Origin of the sequence: Aeromicrobium sp. Leaf291, assembly GCF_001423365.1 — a bacterium.
Taxonomy (GTDB): domain Bacteria; phylum Actinomycetota; class Actinomycetes; order Propionibacteriales; family Nocardioidaceae; genus Aeromicrobium.
In genome coordinates, this window is record NZ_LMNM01000001.1 from 963,400 (window position 1) to 982,134 (window position 18,735).

General features: G+C 72.7%; 16 protein-coding genes. 13 read left to right on the forward strand and 3 right to left on the reverse strand.

Annotated features, from left to right (window positions below):
• Positions 1 to 81: 81 nt before the first annotated feature.
• The 3 genes from ASF35_RS04855 (at position 82) to ASF35_RS04865 (ending at position 3,342) form a co-directional block, all read left to right on the forward strand.
• The gene (locus ASF35_RS04855; RefSeq protein WP_055963620.1) at positions 82 to 474 is read left to right on the forward strand and encodes an MmcQ/YjbR family DNA-binding protein; all 393 of its coding nucleotides are present in this window, start codon (positions 82 to 84) and stop codon (positions 472 to 474) included.
• 305 nt (positions 475 to 779) lie between these two features.
• Positions 780 to 1,712: a diiron oxygenase gene (locus ASF35_RS04860; RefSeq protein ID WP_055963621.1), complete on the forward strand. Its 933-nt coding sequence runs from the start codon at positions 780 to 782 to the stop codon at positions 1,710 to 1,712.
• Positions 1,713 to 1,719: 7 nt separating this feature from the next.
• A complete protein-coding gene (locus ASF35_RS04865) occupies positions 1,720 to 3,342 on the forward strand; it encodes a 4Fe-4S binding protein (protein ID WP_055963624.1) in 1,623 nt (540 codons plus the stop codon).
• 15 nt (positions 3,343 to 3,357) lie between these two features.
• Here ASF35_RS04865 and ASF35_RS04870 read toward each other — a convergent pair whose 3' ends face one another.
• Positions 3,358 to 3,810, reverse strand: coding sequence for an SRPBCC family protein (locus tag ASF35_RS04870; protein WP_055963629.1), 453 nt, complete (start codon positions 3,808 to 3,810; stop codon positions 3,358 to 3,360).
• Between the two features lie 69 nt (positions 3,811 to 3,879).
• Between ASF35_RS04870 and ASF35_RS04875 the strand changes: the two genes are divergently transcribed.
• The 7 genes from ASF35_RS04875 to ASF35_RS04905 all read left to right on the forward strand — a co-directional run bounded on the left by ASF35_RS04875 (position 3,880) and on the right by ASF35_RS04905 (position 11,000).
• Complete coding sequence (locus ASF35_RS04875) at positions 3,880 to 5,274, forward strand: RNB domain-containing ribonuclease (RefSeq protein WP_200931720.1); 1,395 nt, start codon at positions 3,880 to 3,882, stop codon at positions 5,272 to 5,274.
• Positions 5,275 to 5,324: 50 nt separating this feature from the next.
• Entirely contained in the window at positions 5,325 to 6,323 is a 999-nt protein-coding gene (locus ASF35_RS04880; protein WP_082495367.1) for an ABC transporter substrate-binding protein, read from the forward strand.
• A gap of 74 nt (positions 6,324 to 6,397) precedes the next feature.
• Positions 6,398 to 7,162, forward strand: coding sequence for an SIP domain-containing protein (locus ASF35_RS04885; RefSeq protein ID WP_055963638.1), 765 nt, complete (start codon positions 6,398 to 6,400; stop codon positions 7,160 to 7,162).
• 59 nt (positions 7,163 to 7,221) lie between these two features.
• Complete coding sequence (gene guaB, locus ASF35_RS04890; RefSeq protein ID WP_055963641.1) at positions 7,222 to 8,730, forward strand: IMP dehydrogenase; 1,509 nt, start codon at positions 7,222 to 7,224, stop codon at positions 8,728 to 8,730.
• A 10-nt stretch (positions 8,731 to 8,740) separates the two neighbouring features.
• Positions 8,741 to 9,268 (forward strand): SRPBCC family protein, encoded by a 528-nt coding sequence (locus ASF35_RS04895; RefSeq protein ID WP_200931721.1) that lies wholly within the window; start codon positions 8,741 to 8,743, stop codon positions 9,266 to 9,268.
• A gap of 212 nt (positions 9,269 to 9,480) precedes the next feature.
• Positions 9,481 to 10,587, forward strand: coding sequence for a GuaB3 family IMP dehydrogenase-related protein (locus ASF35_RS04900; protein ID WP_055966179.1), 1,107 nt, complete (start codon positions 9,481 to 9,483; stop codon positions 10,585 to 10,587).
• Positions 10,584 to 11,000 carry a hypothetical protein gene (locus tag ASF35_RS04905; RefSeq protein WP_055963644.1) on the forward strand — a complete coding sequence of 139 codons (417 nt, stop codon included), beginning with the start codon at positions 10,584 to 10,586 and terminating at the stop codon, positions 10,998 to 11,000. Before ASF35_RS04900 ends, ASF35_RS04905 begins: the two co-directional genes overlap by 4 nt.
• 2 nt (positions 11,001 to 11,002) lie before the next feature.
• Here ASF35_RS04905 and ASF35_RS04910 read toward each other — a convergent pair whose 3' ends face one another.
• Both ASF35_RS04910 and ASF35_RS04915 read right to left on the reverse strand, forming a co-directional pair.
• Positions 11,003 to 13,666 carry a DUF4153 domain-containing protein gene (locus ASF35_RS04910; protein ID WP_082495368.1) on the reverse strand — a complete coding sequence of 888 codons (2,664 nt, stop codon included), beginning with the start codon at positions 13,664 to 13,666 and terminating at the stop codon, positions 11,003 to 11,005.
• Positions 13,663 to 14,355: a response regulator transcription factor gene (locus ASF35_RS04915; RefSeq protein ID WP_055963649.1), complete on the reverse strand. Its 693-nt coding sequence runs from the start codon at positions 14,353 to 14,355 to the stop codon at positions 13,663 to 13,665. Before ASF35_RS04915 ends, ASF35_RS04910 begins: the two co-directional genes overlap by 4 nt.
• Before the next feature lie 279 nt (positions 14,356 to 14,634).
• On the opposite strand from ASF35_RS04915, the gene efeO reads away from it, so the two are divergent.
• From efeO to ASF35_RS04930, 3 genes are all read left to right on the forward strand, one after another.
• Positions 14,635 to 15,768, forward strand: coding sequence for an iron uptake system protein EfeO (efeO, locus tag ASF35_RS04920; RefSeq protein ID WP_055963652.1), 1,134 nt, complete (start codon positions 14,635 to 14,637; stop codon positions 15,766 to 15,768).
• Positions 15,769 to 15,799: 31 nt separating this feature from the next.
• Complete coding sequence (efeB, locus tag ASF35_RS04925) at positions 15,800 to 17,074, forward strand: iron uptake transporter deferrochelatase/peroxidase subunit (protein WP_055963655.1); 1,275 nt, start codon at positions 15,800 to 15,802, stop codon at positions 17,072 to 17,074.
• Positions 17,075 to 17,140: 66 nt separating this feature from the next.
• Positions 17,141 to 18,691 (forward strand): succinic semialdehyde dehydrogenase, encoded by a 1,551-nt coding sequence (locus tag ASF35_RS04930; protein WP_055963658.1) that lies wholly within the window; start codon positions 17,141 to 17,143, stop codon positions 18,689 to 18,691.
• Positions 18,692 to 18,735: the final 44 nt, after the last annotated feature.

Here is an 18,735-nt window from a genome sequence, read left to right on the forward strand (position 1 = left end):
GCCCGCCCCTTCGGGGGGTGGGCGCCGTCGTCGTTCCCGCCCGTGCTTGACGCGCCGCCGGCCAACCCGCACCGTGATCCCATGGCCACCGTCGAGGACGTCGAGCGTCTGTGCCTGGCGCTGCCGGAGGTCGCCGAGCGCACCAGCTGGGGGAACCGCGCCTGGTTCGTCGAGAAGGCGATGTTCTGCTGGGTGCGACCGTTCAGCAAGGCCGACCTGAGGCGGTTCGGCGACGACCCGGTGCCGCAGGGCGAGATCGTCGGTCTGCGCACCGAGGACCTCGCCGACCGCGACGCGATCCTCGGCGAGGGGGTGCCGGGCTTCTTCACCATCGAGCACCTGGCGAACCACCCCGGCTTCCTGGTCGAGCTCGACATGGTGGACCCCGCCCGGCTGGAGACCGCGGTCGAGGACGCCTGGCTCGCGCGCGCACCCGCCCGCCTGGCCGAGTCCTGGCTCGCCGACCGCCCCTGACCCGTGCCGCAGATTCCCAGGTCGACCTGGGAATCTTCCGGACTGCACGGCTTTCCCTACGACTGCACGGGTAGCAACCTGTGCTTCTGCAGGTTTCCCAGGTCGACCTGGGAATCTCCCACCCTGCCCCGCGGGGTTCGGGACGTCCGCGTCCTGACCGCACGGGTGCATCCGCGCTCCGACGTCCCGTCGAGGGGCCGCGTGACGGTCGTCTCTTGCGCTCGCGACCGACTCGCCATACCGTGGGTATGGATGCGACACTCCCGATGTCACATCACCGTTGTCGAGTAGCCGAGGAGACTGCCATGACGATCACCGAGACCCGCCCCACCACCCCCGACGCCGCCGCGTTCCGTGCGGAGGTCGAGCGTGACGGCGTGCTCGAGCGGCTCCTGTCGTCGTCGGCCCAGCTGTCCTACGACCCCGAGAAGGAGGTCGACTGGGACGCGCCGCTCGACCCGCTGCACGACGGCGTGAACCCCGAGTGGTGCACGCTCTTCGGCACCGACCTGTGGGAGCGCATGACGCCGGAGCAGCGCGCCACGCTCACGCGCCACGAGGCGGCCAGCGTCGCGAGCATCGGCATCTGGTTCGAGATGCTCCTGCAGCAGATGCTGCTCGTCGACATCTACGACAAGGACTACGCGAGCAGCGAGTTCCAGTTCGCGCTCACCGAGATCGCCGACGAGTGCCGCCACTCGATCATGTTCGCCAAGGGCGCCCAGCACATCGCCGGTCGCTCCTACCTGCCCCACCCGCTGCTGCACAAGGCCGCCAAGCTGCTCAAGCTGACGGCGCGCGGCGAGGTCGCCTACACGTCGATCCTGGTGGCCGAGGAGGTCCTCGACGTCATGCAGCGTGACTGGATGCGCGGCGCCTCCGTCTCGCCCCAGGTCAAGACGATCTGCAAGATCCACGTGGTCGAGGAGTCGCGGCACATGAAGTTCGCGCGCCACGAGACCCTCGAGGCCATGAAGGGCATCTCCGAGGCCCGCCGCCGCGCCAGCGCCCTGCAGATCGCGAGCGTCGGCTACTTCATCGTCAAGAGCCTCGTCCGCCCCGAGGTGTACGCCGAGGCCGGGCTCGACGTGAAGGAGGCCGTCGAGGCGGCCAAGAACAACGAGCACCACCACGCGCTCATGCGTCTGTCGTGCGTGCACCTGATGGACTTCCTGGCCGAAGCCGGGCTGCTGACGCCGACGGCCAAGCGGCTGTACCGCCGCGTGCACATGCTCTGAGGCCGCCATGCCGTTCGCCATCACCCAGAGCTGCTGCTCCGACGCCTCTTGCGTGGAGGTGTGCCCGGTCGACTGCATCCACCCGACGCCGGGAGAGCCCGACTTCGGCACGACCGACATCCTCTACGTCGACCCTCGCTCGTGCATCGACTGCGGCGCCTGCGCCGACGCCTGCCCCGCGTCGGCGATCAAGCCGATCGAGATCCTGCGCGGCGGCGAGGCCGTGTTCGCCGAGCTGAACGCCGCCTACTACGAGCAGCGGCCCGAGCGCGAGGTCGCGAAGCAGCAGACCCACGCCCGCGTGCGCCCGGGCGTGCCCACGGGCCTGCGGGTCGCCGTGGTCGGGACCGGCCCGGCCGCGACCTACACCGCACGTGAGCTGCTCGCGGCGTCCGACGCGCACGTGTCGTTCTTCGACCGGCTCCCGGTGCCGGGCGGTCTGCTGCGCGGCGGGGTGGCGCCGGACCACCCGGAGACCAAGCGGGTGCAGGACACCTTCGGCTGGACCTACGACCACCCCCGCGCGCGCCTGTTCATGAACGTGGAGGTCGGTCGGCACCTCTCGCACGAGGAGCTGCTCGAGCACCACGACGCGGTGGTCTACGGCATCGGCGCCCCCGAGGACCGACGGCTCGGCATCGTGGGGGAGGACCTTGAGGGCGTGCACGGATCCACCGAGGTCGTCTCCTGGTACAACGGCGACCCCGACGTCCCGGGCGACGCCGTCGGCGTGCAGGGGGCGAGGGTGTTCGTCGTGGGCAACGGCAACGTCGCGCTCGACGTCGCGCGCCTGCTGCTCAGCGATCCCGGTCGACTGGCCGGCACGGAGATCGCCGACCACGCCCTGGAGGCGCTGCGTCGGGCCGACGTGCGCGAGGTCGTGCTGCTGGGTCGTCGCGGTCCCGAGCACGCCGCCTTCACCAGGCCCGAGCTGCTGACGCTGCCCGACGGCATCGAGCTCTGCGTCGAGGACGACGAGGCGGTCGCGACGGCCCTGGCCGCCCCGGAGCCGGGGACCAACGCCGCGCTGCTGGCCGGGCTCCCGCGCGTGCGGAGCGACTGGACGTCCGAGCCCGGTGGGGGTGCCGGCGCGGGCAAGCGGCTCGTGCTGGCCTTCGGCCGCCGGGTCACGGCCGCGCACGGGGACGGGGTGTTGGCGTCGGTGATCGTGGCGGGCCCCGACGGCGAGGCCGAGGCGCCCACGCAGCTGCTGGTCAGCTCGATCGGCCGGCGCGGTCGCATGGTCCCCGGGCTGCCGTTCGACGAGGAGCGAGGCCTGATCCCGAACCACGACGGCCGGGTCGTCGACCCGGCGACCGGCGAGCCCGTTCCCGGCGCCTACGTCGTCGGCTGGGCCAAGCGCGGGTCGACCGGTGGCATCGGCGCCAACCGGGTGTGCGCGGGCGAGACCGTCACGACGCTGCTGGGCGATGCGGCCGACGGCCGACTTCGCTCCCCGTCGCGGTCGGAGCGGGCACTGTCCCGGCTGGTGCAGCGGCGTCAGCCGCAGCTCGTCCGCGGTGCGGGGGTGCGGGCCATCGAGCGCCGCGAGATCGACGCGGGCCTCGCGAGCGGACGGCCGCGGGTCAAGCTGACCACCGTCGAGGACCTGCTCGCCGCCGGACGGTGAGTGCGGCGAGCCGACTCAGGCGACCGCGGCTGCCAGGTTGGCCAGGGTCGACTCGAGTGCCTCGTGCGGCACGACGGGGAAGTGCAGCCGCTTCAGGACGGCCGGGTCGGTGACCTTCGACCAGTCGTAGGTGACGCTGACCTCGGTCGAGTCGCGCCCGAGAGGGGTCAGCCGCCACACCCACTCCCAGCCGGCCGGGTCGGAGTCGACCGCTCCGGTCTGCCACACCAGCAGGGAGCCCTGCTCGAAGCCGGTCACGTGGTTGTCGGTCTGGTAGTCCCCGGCCCTCGGGTGGTGCATGTTCATCCGGAACGACTGCCCCGCCGCGGTGATGCGGTCCGAGCGGTCGTCGCTGCGCACCATGTCGGAGCCGTCGATCTCGTGGTGCCGTTGGGGGTCGGACAGGATCGCGAAGACCTCGCCGGCCGGTGCATCGATGGTGCGGGTGGCGGTGATGTGCGTGTCCATGTCTCCACCTTGCCTCCCACCGAGGTCGGCGCAACCGGGTCGGTGCGGTGCGCTGGTAGCGTCGCGCACGTGTTCGAGACGCTGCGCCGAGAGCTCGACCTGCCAGCCGCCGAGCGTTCCGACGACTTCCCCGACGACGTGCTCGCCGAGGCCGAGGAGGTCGCGGCCCGCGGCCCGCTCGCGACGACCGATCGCACCGGCCTGCCCTTCGTCACCATCGACCCGCCGGGGGCCATGGACCTCGACCAGGCGGTCCACCTCGAGCGTCGCGACGGCGGGTTCCGGGTGCACTACGCCATCGCCGATCTCGGTGTGGTCCCGCTGGGCGGCGCGATCGACACGGAGGCCCGCCGACGCGGGCAGACCATCTACCTGCCCGACGGTCGCGTGCCGCTGCATCCGCCGGTGCTCTCGGAAGGCGCGCTGAGCCTGCTGCCCGACCAGGTGCGGGGCGCCGTGCTGTGGACGATCGACCTCGACGTCGACGGTGCCGTCGTCGCCCACCGCGTCGAGCGCGCCCTGGTGCGGTCGGTCGCCCGCCTCGACTACGCGACCGTCCAGGCCGACGCCGACGCCGGACGTCTGCATCCGAGCATCGAGGCGCTGCGCGACGTCGGCCGGCTGCGGCGCGCGGCCCGTGTGGCTGCGGGTGCGCTCGAGCTGGGCCTGCCCGACCAGGAGGTCGTGCCCGACGAGGCGACCTCGGGCGGGTGGCGCGCGGTGTGGCGTGTCCGACGCGAGGCCGACGACTGGAACGCGGAGATCTCGCTGCTCACCGGCACCGTGGCGGCGTCGATCATGCTCGAGGCGCGGGTGGGGCTGCTGCGCACCCTGCCCGACCCCGACCCGCGCGACGTGCAGCGGTTCCTCGCCCGCGCCCGCGCCCTCGGCGTGGACGCGGGTGATGACCCGGCAGCGCTGCTCGACGGCCTCGACGCCGACGACGTCACCCACCTGGCGGTCATGACCGACGCCACTCGTCTGCTGCGCGGAGCCTCGTTCGCCGCCTTCGACGGAGAGCCGCCCGCGACCCCGGGGCACGTGGGCGTCGGGGCGCCGTACGCCCAGGTCACGGCACCGCTGAGGCGGCTTGCCGACCGGTTCGCGAGCGAGGTCTGCCTGGCGGTGTCGAGCGGGGGCGAGGTCCCGGCGGCGCTGCGCGAGGCGCTGCCGTCGGTCCCCGACGCGATGCGGGCCTCCGACGCCCTCGCGTCCCGTGCCTCCCGCGGCGTGCTGGACCGGGTGGAGGCGTCGATGCTCGCCCCGTTCGTCGGTCAGGAGCTCGAGGCGCTGGTGGTCGACGTGGACGGGCAGGACGCGGACGTCATGCTGCTCGAGCCCGCCGTGCTGGTCGCGACCGACCCCGGCACGGGGTCGAACCGGCTGCGCGAGGGCGAGCGCCGCCAGGTCCGGGTGGTTGCCGCCGACCCTGCGGCGGGCGTGGTGCACCTCACGCCGGCCTAGTGATCTGACCTCTTGCTCAGGTAAGGCAACCTTAAGTTAGGCTGCCCTGCATGACACGACGTTCCCCCCTGCTCCGCCGCACGGTGGCTGCCGCCGCCCTGGCTCTCGCGCTCCCGCTCGCCGCGTGCGGCTCGTCCGACGACGACTCCGGCTCCGACCAGGCCTGGACCTACACCGACGACCTCGGCACGAAGCTCGAGCTCGACGCCGCGCCCGAGCGCCTCGTCGTGCAGTCGTCGGTCGCAGCCGCGCTCACCGACCTCGGCCTCGGCGACAAGATCGTCGGCGTCTTCGGTCCGGTGAAGAACGCCGACGGCGAGCTCGACTCCCAGGCTGCCGGACTCGACGCCGACGCCGTCGAGGACGTCACCGGTGGCGGTGAGTACGGCGACATCGACCTCGAGAAGCTGGCCGGTCTCGAGCCGGACCTGGTCGTCACCAGCAGCTACCTCGAGCCCGACCTCTGGTACGTCAACGCCGACGTCAAGAAGAAGCTCGACGCGCAGTTCCAGACGCTCGTCATCAGCTTCGACGGCAAGACGCTCCCGCAGATCATCGACTCCACCGAGAAGGCCGCCACGGCGCTCGGTGCCGACGAGGCCGACTTCGCCGAGGGCCGTGAGGCCTTCGAGACCGCGCAGGCGCGGCTCGAGAAGGTCGCGCAGGGCGCGAAGCCGTCGATCCTCGCGGTCTCGTACTCGCCCGACCTGTTCTACGTCTCCAACCCCGAGGTCAGCCCCGACCTCAAGTACTACCGCGACGAGATCGGCCTCGACATCGTGACGCCGAAGAACCCCGACGAGGGTGGCTACTTCGAGTCGCTCAGCTGGGAGAAGGCCGACACCTACGACGCCGACGTCGCCTACTGGGACGACCGCATCGGCAGTGCCGGCCTGGCCGCGCTGAAGAAGGAGCCGGTCTGGGGCAAGACCACGGCCGCCGAGAACGACGCCTACATCCCGTGGACGTCCGTGGCGCCGCCGTCGGCGCAGGCCTACGCCGACGTCTTCGACCGCTTCGCCGACGGTCTCGAGACGTTCACGTCCTGACACCTCGGGCAGCGACGGCCCCGACCCAGGGGTCGGGGCCGTCGTCGCCCGATCCGGCCGACCTGGAGCACACCGTGTCGAAGACGCCCACCCTGCTCGCGAACTACGTCGAGGCCCAGGCCCACGAGGCCACCGTCGGCGCGAACGAGGTGATCTCGCCGGGCCCGCGCCGTCTCGTCCTGCGCTGTCCCGACTTCGCGTCCGCCACGATCGAGCCGTGCGACGTGACCGCGTTCCGCGTGTCCCGCAACGAGTTCCGGCACTACACGCCGGCACTGATCGAGGGTGACGCCCTGATGATCATCGTGCAGCGCCACGACCATCCCGGCCCGACGCCCGGCCACGACCTGGTCGAGGCCTGGTCCGAGGGCGACGCCGTGAAGGTCTGCCGGTGGTCGTCCGCGCGAGCCTTCACCTGGGACCCGGCGGGGGTGCCGGGCCGTGGGCGGCAGACGGCGACCGGTGACGGACGTCCCGCGGTGCTGCTCGGCGACGCGACCGTGATCAGCCTCGCGCTGTGCATGGCCGAGCGCGCGGCCCGCGACGGGCGCGACCTGGTCACCGTGCTCGAGGTGCCCGAGCCCGACGTGGACGCGACCCGGGCGCTCGTGCCGGAGGCCACGGTGCTTCCGGCGGTGGAGACGCCGGGTGCGGTCCTGGACGCCTGGATCCGCGCGAACGTCGAGGCGCTGCGCGTGCTGCCCGACCCGGTGGCCTACCTGGCCGGCAACGGTCCGGCCATCCAGCGTCAGCGCACCCTCCTGCGCGACGTCGTGGGTCTGGACCGCAAGGCCGTGAGGACGCAGCCCTACTGGGCCGAGGGGAGGCCGGGGCTGTAGCGGGGCACGTCACGTCCGGGCCCCTGGGGTCCCGGGGTCGGCGGCCGTACCATGGCTGCATGGAGCAGGGCATCCCCGACAAGTTCGCCAGCCTCGGCCTCACGTACGACGACGTCCTGCTGCTTCCCGGCGAGACCGACGTCGTCCCGAGTGACGTCGACACCACCGCACGGCTCACGCGCGACCTGACGCTGCGGATCCCGCTGCTGTCGAGCGCGATGGACACCGTCACCGAGTCGCGCATGGCCATCGCCATGGCGCGCGAGGGCGGCATCGGCATCCTGCACCGCAACCTCTCCATCGAGGACCAGAGCTACCAGGTCGACCTGGTCAAGCGCACCCAGACGGGCATGATCCCGAACCCCGTCACGATCGGCCCGAAGGCCACGCTCGAGGAGCTCGACGAGATCTGCGGCGAGTACCGCGTCTCGGGCCTGCCCGTCGTCGACCCCGACAACCGGCTCCTCGGCATCATCACCAACCGCGACCTGCGCTTCACGCCCGTCGCGGAGTGGTCCACCACGATCGTCGGCGACGTCATGACGCCCATGCCGCTCGTCACCGGGCCGGTCGGCATCAGTCGTGAGGACGCCTCGTCGCTGCTGCGCCAGCACAAGCGCGAGCGGCTCCCGATCATCGACGCCGACGACCGGCTCGCCGGTCTGATCACCGTCAAGGACTTCGTGAAGTCCGAGCAGTACCCGCTCGCCAGCAAGGACGACGAGGGCCGTCTGCTCGTCGGTGCCGCGGTCGGCTTCTTCGGCGACTCCTGGGACCGCGCCAACGCCCTGCGCGAGGCCGGGGTCGACGTGCTCGTGGTCGACACCGCCCACGGTCACGCCCGCCTGCTGCTCGACATGGTGCGCCGCATCAAGGCCGACCGCGCCTTCGACGGCATCCAGGTCATCGGCGGCAACATCGCCACCCGCGCCGGCAGTCAGGCTCTCGTCGACGCCGGCGTCGACGCCGTGAAGGTCGGCGTCGGGCCCGGCTCCATCTGCACCACCCGCGTGGTGGCCGGTGTGGGCGTCCCACAGATCTCGGCCGTCTACGAGGCTTCGCTCGCCGCCAAGCCGGCGGGCGTGCCGGTCATCGCCGACGGCGGGCTGCAGTACTCCGGCGACATCGCCAAGGCGCTCGTCGCGGGTGCCGACTCGGTCATGGTCGGCTCGCTGCTCGCCGGCTGCGAGGAGAGCCCCGGGGACCTGATCTTCATGAACGGCAAGCAGTACAAGACGTATCGCGGCATGGGCTCCATCGGCGCCATGGCCTCGCGCGGCAAGAAGTCCTACTCCAAGGACCGCTACTTCCAGGCCGACGTGGTCAGCGACGACAAGATCGTCCCCGAGGGCATCGAGGGCCAGGTGGCCTACCGCGGTCCGCTCGGTGCCGTCGCCCACCAGCTCGTCGGTGGCCTGCACCAGTCGATGTTCTACGTCGGCTCGCGCACCATCCCCGAGCTGCAGGAGCGCGGTCGCTTCGTGCGCATCACGTCGGCGGGGCTCAAGGAGAGCCACCCGCACGACATCCAGATGACCGTCGAGGCCCCCAACTACGCCGGACGCTGACGGCCCCGCCGTGGTGCGCCCTCGAGTCCTGGGCGACCGCTGGGGCGTCACCGACGCCGAGGTCGCGCTGGAGTACGGCTGCGACGCCGTGCTGTCGGACGCGCCGATGCAGGCGTGGCGGGGCGTCACCGTCGACGCGCCGGCCGAGGTGGTGTGGGCGTGGGTGCGCCAGCTGAGGCTGGCCCCGTACTCCTACGACTGGGTCGACAACCTCGGCCGACGCTCGCCGCGGGTGCGCGCCGACCTGCCCGACCCCGTCGTCGGCGAGGTGTTCATGACGGCGATGGGACGCCAGGTCGGGCGTGTGCTCGCGGTGGAGCCCGGCCGTGAGCTCACGGCCCGGATCGGCCCTGCCGTCATGAGCTACCGCGTCGGGCCCGTGGGGGATGAAGGCACCCGGCTGCTGCTCAAGCTCGTCTCCCGAGGCCGTCGGCCCCTCGTCGACCTGCTGTCGCTGGGCGACCTCCCGATGGCGCGCCGCCAGCTGCTCAACCTCAAGGCGCTCGCCGAGCGCGAGGCGCGCGGCCGTCAGAGGTAGGTAGCCCGCGGAATCGCCGTCAGAGGTAGGTGACCCGCGGATCTCGCGCGTCGCAGGTAGGTGGCACGTGGATACGAGGCCCGTTTCCGCGCGCTACCTACCTCCGCCCCGCCGATTCCGCGCGCTACCTACCTCTGAGGACGAGGACCCTGGGTGGGACGCGCGACGACGCCCGGCGAGACGTGACGTCCGTCGCCACTAGGGTGGGACGCATGCCTGAGCTCGACATCGGCGCCGCCAAGCGCGGCCGCCGCGCCTACTCCTTCGACGACATCGCGATCGTGCCCAGCCGGCGCACCCGCGACCCCGAGGAGGTCTCGACGGCCTGGCAGATCGACGCCTACCGCTTCGAGCTCCCGGTCATCGCCGCACCGATGGACTCGGTGATGAGCCCTGAGACCGTGATCGCGCTCGGTCGCCACGGTGGGCTCGGCGTGCTCGACCTCGAGGGTCTGTGGACCCGCTACGAGGACCCCACCCCCCTGCTCGCCGAGATCGCGTCCCTCGACGCCGTCGCCGCGACCGCACGGCTGCAGGAGATCTACGGCGAGCCGATCAAGGCCGAGCTGATCAAGGACCGCCTCCGCGAGATCCGCGACGCCGGCGTCACGGTGGCCGCCGCGCTCTCGCCGCAGCGCACCAAGCAGTTCTCCGACGTGGTCGTGGAGGCCGGGGTCGACCTCTTCGTCATCCGCGGCACCACCGTCTCGGCCGAGCACGTCTCGAGCCAGACGGAGCCGCTCAACCTCAAGGAGTTCATCTACGAGCTCGACGTCCCCGTGATCGTCGGCGGCTGCGCCACCTACCAGGCCGCCCTGCACCTCATGCGCACCGGCGCGGCGGGCGTCCTCGTCGGCTTCGGCGGCGGAGCCGCGCACACCACGCGGTCGGTGCTCGGCGTCGCGGTGCCCATGGCCTCGGCCGTCGCCGACGTCGCCGCGGCCCGCCGCGACTACCTCGACGAGTCGGGCGGCCGCTACGTGCACGTCATCGCCGACGGCTCGATCGGCCGCAGCGGCGACATCGCCAAGGCCGTCGCGTGCGGGGCCGATGCCGTCATGATCGGCTCCCCGTTCGCCCGTGCCACCGAGGCCCCGGGCCGCGGCTTCCACTGGGGTGCCGAGGCGTGGCACGCCGAGCTGCCGCGCGGCAAGCGCGTCGAGATCGGCACCGTCGGCTCGCTCGAGTCGGTGCTCTTCGGCCCGTCGTCGGTGCCCGACGGCACGATGAACCTCATCGGGGCCCTCCGCCGCGCGATGGCCACCACGGGCTACACCGAGCTCAAGGAGTTCCAGCGGGTCGAGGTCGTCGTCGCGTGATCGACGGGTCGGCGCCGGACGGCACCGGCAGCCGGCTGCCGTCGCTTCCGGCCGACCTCGGCCCCGTGCGCGCCGCCGACGTCGTGGTCGCGACCGTCCTGTGGCTCGGGCTCTCCGCCCTGTCCGCCGTCGCCGGCGTCATGGCGCTGCTGCTGGTCATGGCGGCCGACGGTTGCGGAACCTCCTCCGACGACGGCGCACTGCTGTGCGGCGACGGGGGAGGACTGCTGTTCTTCCTGGGCATCGCCGTCCTCTGGCTGGTGCTGGCGACCGCCGTCCTCGGCTCGGCGCTGCTCATCGTCCGCGGGGCGATCCGGCGCAGACGCACGTGGCACTGGCCTCTCGTCGGCCTTGTCGTCGGTGTCGCAGGGTGTGCCGCGATGATCGGCTGGATGGTCGTCCTCACGCGCTGACCTCACTCACGCGCGATGGTGAGGCACGACCTGTCGGACGGGACCGCGGCCACCTCGGCCCGTGCCCGGTCGGCGCGCTCCCGGCCCAGGTTCCAGGACCAGGCACCGCCGTCGTCGGTCTCCGTCGGGCCGTACGGATCGTCCAGGACGCACGCGGCCGTCCGCTCGGGCAGGCCCGCCACGATCGACGGCACGGCGTCGTCGCCGAGCGAGCGCAGGTAGTCGACGTCGAGGGTCCCGGTCTCGGCGAACCGCTCCACGTTGTGGGTGGCCACCCAGCCGGCGGGATTCATCAGGCCGAGGACCAGCAGGACGCCGGCGCCGGACAGCAGCGCGACCCGCGGCAGCCAGGTCCCGGTGAGCCGGCCGACCGCGACCAGGGTGAGTGCCACGAGCAGCCCGAGCCACAGCTCGAAGCCCACGACGGCGAGGCGGAGCACGGTGTAGCCGTAGGCCTCCTGGTACAGATCCATCCGGTAGAGGGCGGACACGACGACCGCGAGCGTCAGCACGCACAGCAGCCCCAGAACCAGTCGCAGCACGAGCCTGTCCCGCTCGTCGGTGCGCGGGGCCTTGCGGGCGGCGACCCCGATGACGACGAGGGTCAGGAACGTCACCGTCGTCAGCTGGCCGAAGCCCTGGTGCACGTACTCGGCGTAGGTCAGGCCGGTGGTGCGCTGCAGGTAGTCGCGGCCACCCCACATCGCCGCGGACTGCGCCACGAGGAAGGCGACGAACAGGGCGACGACGGTGCCGAGCGGCACGAGCCACTCCCACCGGTGCCGCACCGGTCGTCCGGTGGGGAGGTCCTCGGCGAGCAGGGGCGGTGGGTTGAGGGCCAGGTAGCAGCCGGCCAGGGTGACGCCGGCGACGAAGAAGCAGACGAACCCGCGAGCCACGACCGAGTCCCAGGCGAGGTCGGGCACGATGCTCGACGCCCAGGTGCCGAAGACGGCGTCGCCCGAGGCGAAGAGCCCGCCGAAGAGCACCAGGCCGCCCGCGGCCAGGGCCGTCGTGCGCAGCACCGGCCACAGCAGGCGTGAGCGGCTCGTGGCCGAGAGGGTCCGACCGAGGAGCGGCAGCCCGCGGGCGGCGGACGCGATCCATGCGACGACGGCACCGGGGATCGCGACGACCGACCGGGCTCGGGTGACGGCCACGGCCACCGTGGTGCCGGCCACGACCACCCCGAGGAGCCCGACCCACTCACTCGCGCGCAGCACCGTCATCGAGGCGAGGGCGACCCCGAGTGCCACGCCCACGACCGTGAACGGGTCGGCGGCACCGCGGGAGCGACCGCGTGCCGCCGTCAGCACGACGGCAGCGACGGCGAGGGCGAGCAGCAGGGAGCCGACGCCGATCGGCTGGTCGACGATCAGCAGGGAGCCGAGCACGCCCACGCCGGCCGAGGCGAGGAGCAGCGGCACCTGCGGGGGCAGCGCGCGCTCGGGCCACAGGCGGGCGAGCAGGTCGTCGGCTCGGCCTGGGGGCGGGCCTGCAGTGCCGGGCGGGACGGTCACGGTGGTGTCGTGGGGTGTGCTCTCGGGCATGGGGGTGCTCCTCGGATAGCGCGGGAAGGTCGAGGTCAGGGCGGCGGCCGGACGGGGTGTGGGACGGGGGTCCCGCGGAAGGGTGGCGCGAAGGTGCGCTCCCGCGGTGGAGGGCACGACGTCGACGGTGCCGCCGTGCAGCTCGCAGACCCAGCGGGTGATCGCGAGCCCGAGGCCGGTGCCACCCCCTGCGTCGGGGCCGGTGCCGAACCGCTCGAAGACGCGGTCCTCGAGGTCGGACGGGATGCCCGGGCCCTCGTCGCGGACGTCGAGGTGCCACCGGCCGTCCTCGGCCGAGGCGCTCACCCGGACCGAGCGCCCGGTCGGGCTGTGCCGGACGGCGTTGTCGACCAGGTTCGCCACCACTTGGGCGAGTCGACCGGGATCGGCGCGGACGGCGAGATCGGGTGGCGACACCTCCACGGTCACGGACGTGTCGCGCCCCCGGTCGGGGCTCTCGTCGACGACGGACCGCACGAGCGACTCGACGTCGACGTCCTCGAGGCGCAGCGGCGCCACACCCGCGTCGATCCGCGACAGGTCGAGCAGGTCGGCCACCAGGTCGCTCAGGCGCTCCGCCTGGTGCAGCGCGGCGCCGAGCGCCGCGTCGTCGGGCTGGACGACGCCGTCGGCCAGGTTCTCCAGCAGCGCCCGCTGCGCGGTGAGCGGGGTGCGCAGCTCGTGCGCCACGGTCGCGACCAGCTGGCGGCGCTCGCGGTCGGTCGACTCCAGCGCGGCGGCCATGGCGTCGAACGCGCGGGCGAGCCGGCCGACCTCGTCGTCGGACGTCACGCCGACACGGACGCCGTAGTCGCCCGCCGACATGCGCGCGGTGGCGTCGGTCATGGTGCGAAGCGGCGAGGTCATGCCGCGGGCGAGCCACTGCGTCACGAGCAGCGCGGCCCCCACCGTGACCGGCAGGGAGACCCAGACGGGCAGGCCGGCCCGGTCGCCGATCTGGGCGAGGAGTGCGGCGACCACCGTGCTCGCGCCGACGAGCAGGCCCAGCTTGGCCTTGATCGAGCCGACCGCGTCGAGCGGACGCGCGCCGCCCGTCGGTCGAGCGCCCGTCGGTCCAGTGCTGGTCGGTCTCGTGCTGGGAGGTCGGGGGCTCATCGTTCCTCCAGGGCGTACCCGACGCCGTGCACCGTGCGCACCCGGTCGGCGCCGATCTTCGCGCGCAGGGCCTTCACGTGGCTGTCGAGGGTGCGGGTGCCCGAGGCGTCGGACCAGCCCCACACCTCCTGCATGAGCTCCTCGCGGCTGCGCACCGACCCGGGCTCGGCGGCGAGTGCCGTGAGGAGGTCGAACTCCAGCGGCGTGAGGTGCACGTCGGCACCGTCGACCCTCACCCGACGGGTGGCGCCGTCGACGGCGAGCGAGCCGACGGTGCGCGTCGGCGCTGCCTGCGCGGCCAGCTCGGCGGCCCGGTCGACGCGGCGCAGGAGGGCATGGACGCGAGCCACCAGCTCACGCTGGCGGAACGGCTTGGTCACGTAGTCGTCGGCGCCGACGCCGAGGCCCACGAGCACGTCGGTCTCGTCGTCGCGTGCGGTGAGCATCAGCACGGGGACCGGACGCAGGGCCTGCACGCGTCGGCACACCTCCAGCCCGTCGAACCCGGGGAGCATGAGGTCCAGCACGACCAGGTCGGGGTCGTGCTCCTCGAACGCGACCACGGCCCCCGGCCCGTCGTGCGCCTGGACCACGTCGTGGCCCTCGGCGCGGAGGCGGTCGGTCACCATCTGGTTGATGAGCGGCTCGTCCTCGACGACGAGGATGGTGCGACGGGCTTCGGCGGTCATGGACCCGACCCTAGGTTCGGTGCGCGTCCCGGGGTGGGGGAGCGACCTGGAGATCGTGTGAAGATCCGTCGGCCGCGTGCCCCGCCCCCTGCCCCCCATCGGTGGATCCTCAACCGCAGCGGCAGCCTTGCGGTTGAGGATCCACCGATAGGGGGCGGGTCGAGGGGGCGGGTGAGCGGCCGGCGCACGTCACACTCCGGATCGTTGCGTGGGGGAACCGGTGCGGGACTACCATGGTGAGGCTGTCCTCACCTGGACGCCCGTTCCCGAAGGATCCTCATGCACCGCAGTCTCGCCGCCACCGGCCTGGTGGCCGTCTCCCTCTCCCTGCTCGGCGCCTGCGCCGAGAAGCCGGCCGCGGGCGACGGGACCGTCGCCGTCGCCGCATCGGACTCCTCGTGCGAGGTGTCCGCCACGAAGCTCGACGCCGGCCCGACCACCTTCCAGGTGACCAACAAGGGCTCCAAGGTCACCGAGTTCTACGTGTACGCCGAGGGCGACCGCATCATGGGCGAGGTCGAGAACGTCGGCCCCGGCCTGTCGCGGGACCTGGTCGTCGACCTGCCGAAGGGCTCGTACGAGGGCGCCTGCAAGCCGGGCATGGTCGGCGACGGCATCCGCCAGGCGCTGTCCGTGACGGGCGCGCCGGCGAAGGACCTGTCGGACTCCGAGGAGCTCAAGGCCGCCGCCGCGAGCTACGAGCGCTACGTCGAGAGCCAGACCGGCGCCCTGATCGACAAGACCACCGAGTTCGTCGACGCCGTCAAGGCCGGCGAGGTCGACGAGGCCAAGGCGCTGTTCCCGCGGGCCCGCACCTACTGGGAGCGCATCGAGCCCGTCGCCGAGATCTTCGGCGACCTCGACCCCATCACCGACGGCCGTGAGCCCGACGCGAAGGCCGAGGGCCGCGACTTCACCGGCTGGCACCGCATCGAGAAGCAGCTGTGGGTCGAGGGCGACACGAAGGGCATGGACCCCTACGCCGACGAGCTGCTCGCCAACGTGAAGAAGGTCGTCGAGCTCAGCAAGGAGCAGCCGCTCACCGCGCTGCAGCTGGCCCAGGGCTCCAAGGGTCTGCTCGACGAGGTCGCCACCGGCAAGATCACCGGCGAGGAGGACGAGTTCAGCCACACCGACCTCTGGGACTTCAAGGCCAACATCGAGGGGTCCCAGGCGGCCATCGCGGCCCTGCGCCCCGTGCTGGAGAAGGCCGACCCCGAGCTGGTGACGCTCATCGACCAGCGCTTCGAGGCGCTCGACACCGAGCTCGACCAGCACCAGGACGCCGACAGCGGCGAGTGGGTCGGCTACGACACGCTCACGAAGGCACAGGTCAAGAAGCTCTCCGACGCCGTCGCCGCCCTGAGCGAGCCGATCAGCAAGGTCGCGGCCGTCGTGGCCGCCTCGGCGTGACCACCTGCCCCACGGGCGCGAGCACGGCAGGATGGCGATCGTGACCGAGCGCAGCGGTGTCTCCCGTCGTTCCCTGCTGGGGGCGGCCGGGGTCGGCGCGCTCGCTGCGGGGGCCGCCGGTGGCTACGCGGTGGCCGCCACCCGCGACGAGCCGGTCGCGCCCGACCCCGACGCGGTCCCGGTCGCGTTCGAGGGCCGGCACCAGGCGGGGATCCTCACCCCGGCCCAGGACCGTCTGCACTTCGTGGTGCTCGACGTGACCACCGAGAGCCGTGACGAGCTGGTGTCGCTGCTGAAGGAGTGGACGCAGGCCGCGCGCCGCCTCACGCAGGGCAACGAGGTCGGGGTGTACGGCGCGGTCGCCGGGACCCCGCTCGCCCCGCCGGAGGACACCGGGGAGGCGTTGGGTCTGCCCGCGTCGGGCCTGACCCTCACGATCGGCTTCGGCCCCAGCCTCTTCGAGCGCGACGGGAAGGCCCGGTTCGGCCTAGACGGTCGACGGCCCGCCGAGCTCGTCGATCTGCCGGCCTTCTCCGGCGACCGGCTCGACCCGGCGCTCACCGGTGGCGACATCGCCATCCAGGCGTGTGCCAACGACCCGCAGGTGGCCGTGCACGCGGTCCGCAACCTCGTGCGCATCGCCTTCGGGCGGGCGTCGGTCCGCTACAGCCAGCTGGGCTTCGGACGCACGTCGTCCACCTCGGCCGCCCAGGTGACGCCGCGCAACCTCTTCGGGTTCAAGGACGGGACGGCCAACGTCAAGTCCGAGGACCGCGACGTCGACGACGTCGTGTGGGTGCAGGAGTCCGACGGACCGGACTGGCTGGTGGGCGGGTCCTACCTGGTGGCCCGACGCATCGACATGCGCATCGAGACGTGGGACCGCGAGCCGCTGGCCGGTCAGGAGGCGATCATCGGCCGGGCCAAGGGGTCGGGCGGACCGCTGTCGGGCGGCGACGAGCACGCCGCGATCGACCTGGCCGCCAAGGGCGCCGACGGCGAGCCGGCCATCCCCACCCTCTCGCACGTGCGGATGGCGCACCCCGACTCCAACGGCGGCGCCAAGATCCTGCGCCGCGGCTACAACTTCGTGAACGGGACCGACGGTCTGGGCCAGCTGGCGGCGGGGCTGTTCTTCATCAGCTTCCAGCGCTCGCCCGAGCAGTTCGTGCGCATCCAGCGCACCCTCGCGGGCAGCACCAACGACGCGCTCAACGAGTACATCGTGCACCGCAGCTCCGGGTTGTTCGCGTGCCCGCCCGGACTCGGGGCGAAGGGGTTCTGGGGCGAGGGCCTGCTCGGCTGACGTGTGACGTCCCCGATGTGACACAAGCCCTGTCGCGTTCCACATACCGGCGGTATCCTGAGCAGCATGTCCGCCGCCAGCGTCGTCCCCGCCTCCCGCGTCACGAGCCTCACCGCCCTCATCCGCAGCACGAGCGGCGAGACCCGCACCACCCGCACGCCGCTCACGGGCGAGGCCGTCGCGGAGATCCCCGTCTCCTCGATCGACGACGTCGAGGCCGCGTTCGACGCCGCCCGCATCGCCCAGGAGCGCTGGGCCCGCACGCCGCTCGAGGCCCGGTCGGCCGCGCTGCTGCGCCTGCACGACCTGGTGCTCGCCCACCAGGACGAGCTGCTCGACCTCATCCAGCTGGAGTCCGGCAAGGCGCGTGCGCACGCCTTCGACGAGGTGGCCCACCTGGCGCTCACCGCCCGGTTCTACGCCCGGCGCCTGCGCAGCCAGCTGCGCACGCGTCGGCGCAACGGCGCCCTGCCCGGGCTCACGAGCGTGCACGTGAACCAGGTGCCGAAGGGGGTCGTGGGCGTCATCAGCCCCTGGAACTACCCCCTGACCATGGCCATCGCCGACGGTCTGCCCGCCGTCGCCGCCGGCAACGCCGTGGTGCACAAGCCCGACAGCCAGAGCCCGCTGATCGCGCTCGCCGGCGTGGAGCTGCTGCGCCGCGCGGGCATCCCCACCGACGTCTGGCAGGTCGTCAGCGGGGCCGGCTCCGTCGTCGGGACCGCGATCATCGAGCGCGCCGACTACATCTGCTTCACGGGCTCCACCGCCACCGGCACCCTCGTGGCCAAGCAGGCCGCCGAGCGGCTGGTCAGCTGCTCGCTCGAGCTCGGCGGCAAGAACCCGATGATCGTGCTTCCCGGTGCCGACGTCGAGCGCGCCGCGGCCGGCGCCGTCAACGCCGCCTTCTCCTCGGCGGGCCAGCTGTGCGTGTCCATCGAGCGCATCTACGTGCCCGAGGCGCTCTACGACTCCTTCCGCGACGCCTTCGTGCGGCGAGTGCGCGCGCTCAGCCTCGGCGCCAGCTTCGACTGGGACGCCGACATGGGCTCGCTCATCTCCCAGAGCCAGGTCGAGACCGTCACCAAGCACGTCGACGACGCCGTCGCCAACGGCGCGACCGTCCTCGCCGGTGGGCGGGCCCGGCCCGACCTCGGCCCCTACTTCTACGAGCCCACCGTCCTGGAGGGCGTCACCGAGGCGGCCGCCTGCTTCGCCGAGGAGACGTTCGGCCCGCTCGTCTCGCTGTACCGCTACCGCACCGTCGAGGACGCGATCGCGCTCGCCAACGCCGGCGAGTACGGCCTGAACGCGAGCATCTTCGGCCCGGTCCGCCAGGCGCGCCTCGTCGCGCCGCGCATCAAGGCCGGCACGGTCAACATCAACGAGGGCTTCGCCGCCACGTTCGGCAGCATCGACGCCCCCATGGGCGGCATGCGCAGCTCGGGCGTGGGCCGCCGCCAGGGCGCCGAGGGCATCCTGCGCTACACCGAGCCGCAGTCGGTGGCCGTCCAGCGCGCCGTGCCGATGGCCGGCCCTGCGTTCGTCCCCGCCAAGACCTACGCTCGGGCCCTCACGCTCGGCCTCAAGGTGCTGCGACGCACCCGGCGCGCCTGACCCCCAGCACGACCCCCCAGCACGACACCGCAGCGTCTCGCTCC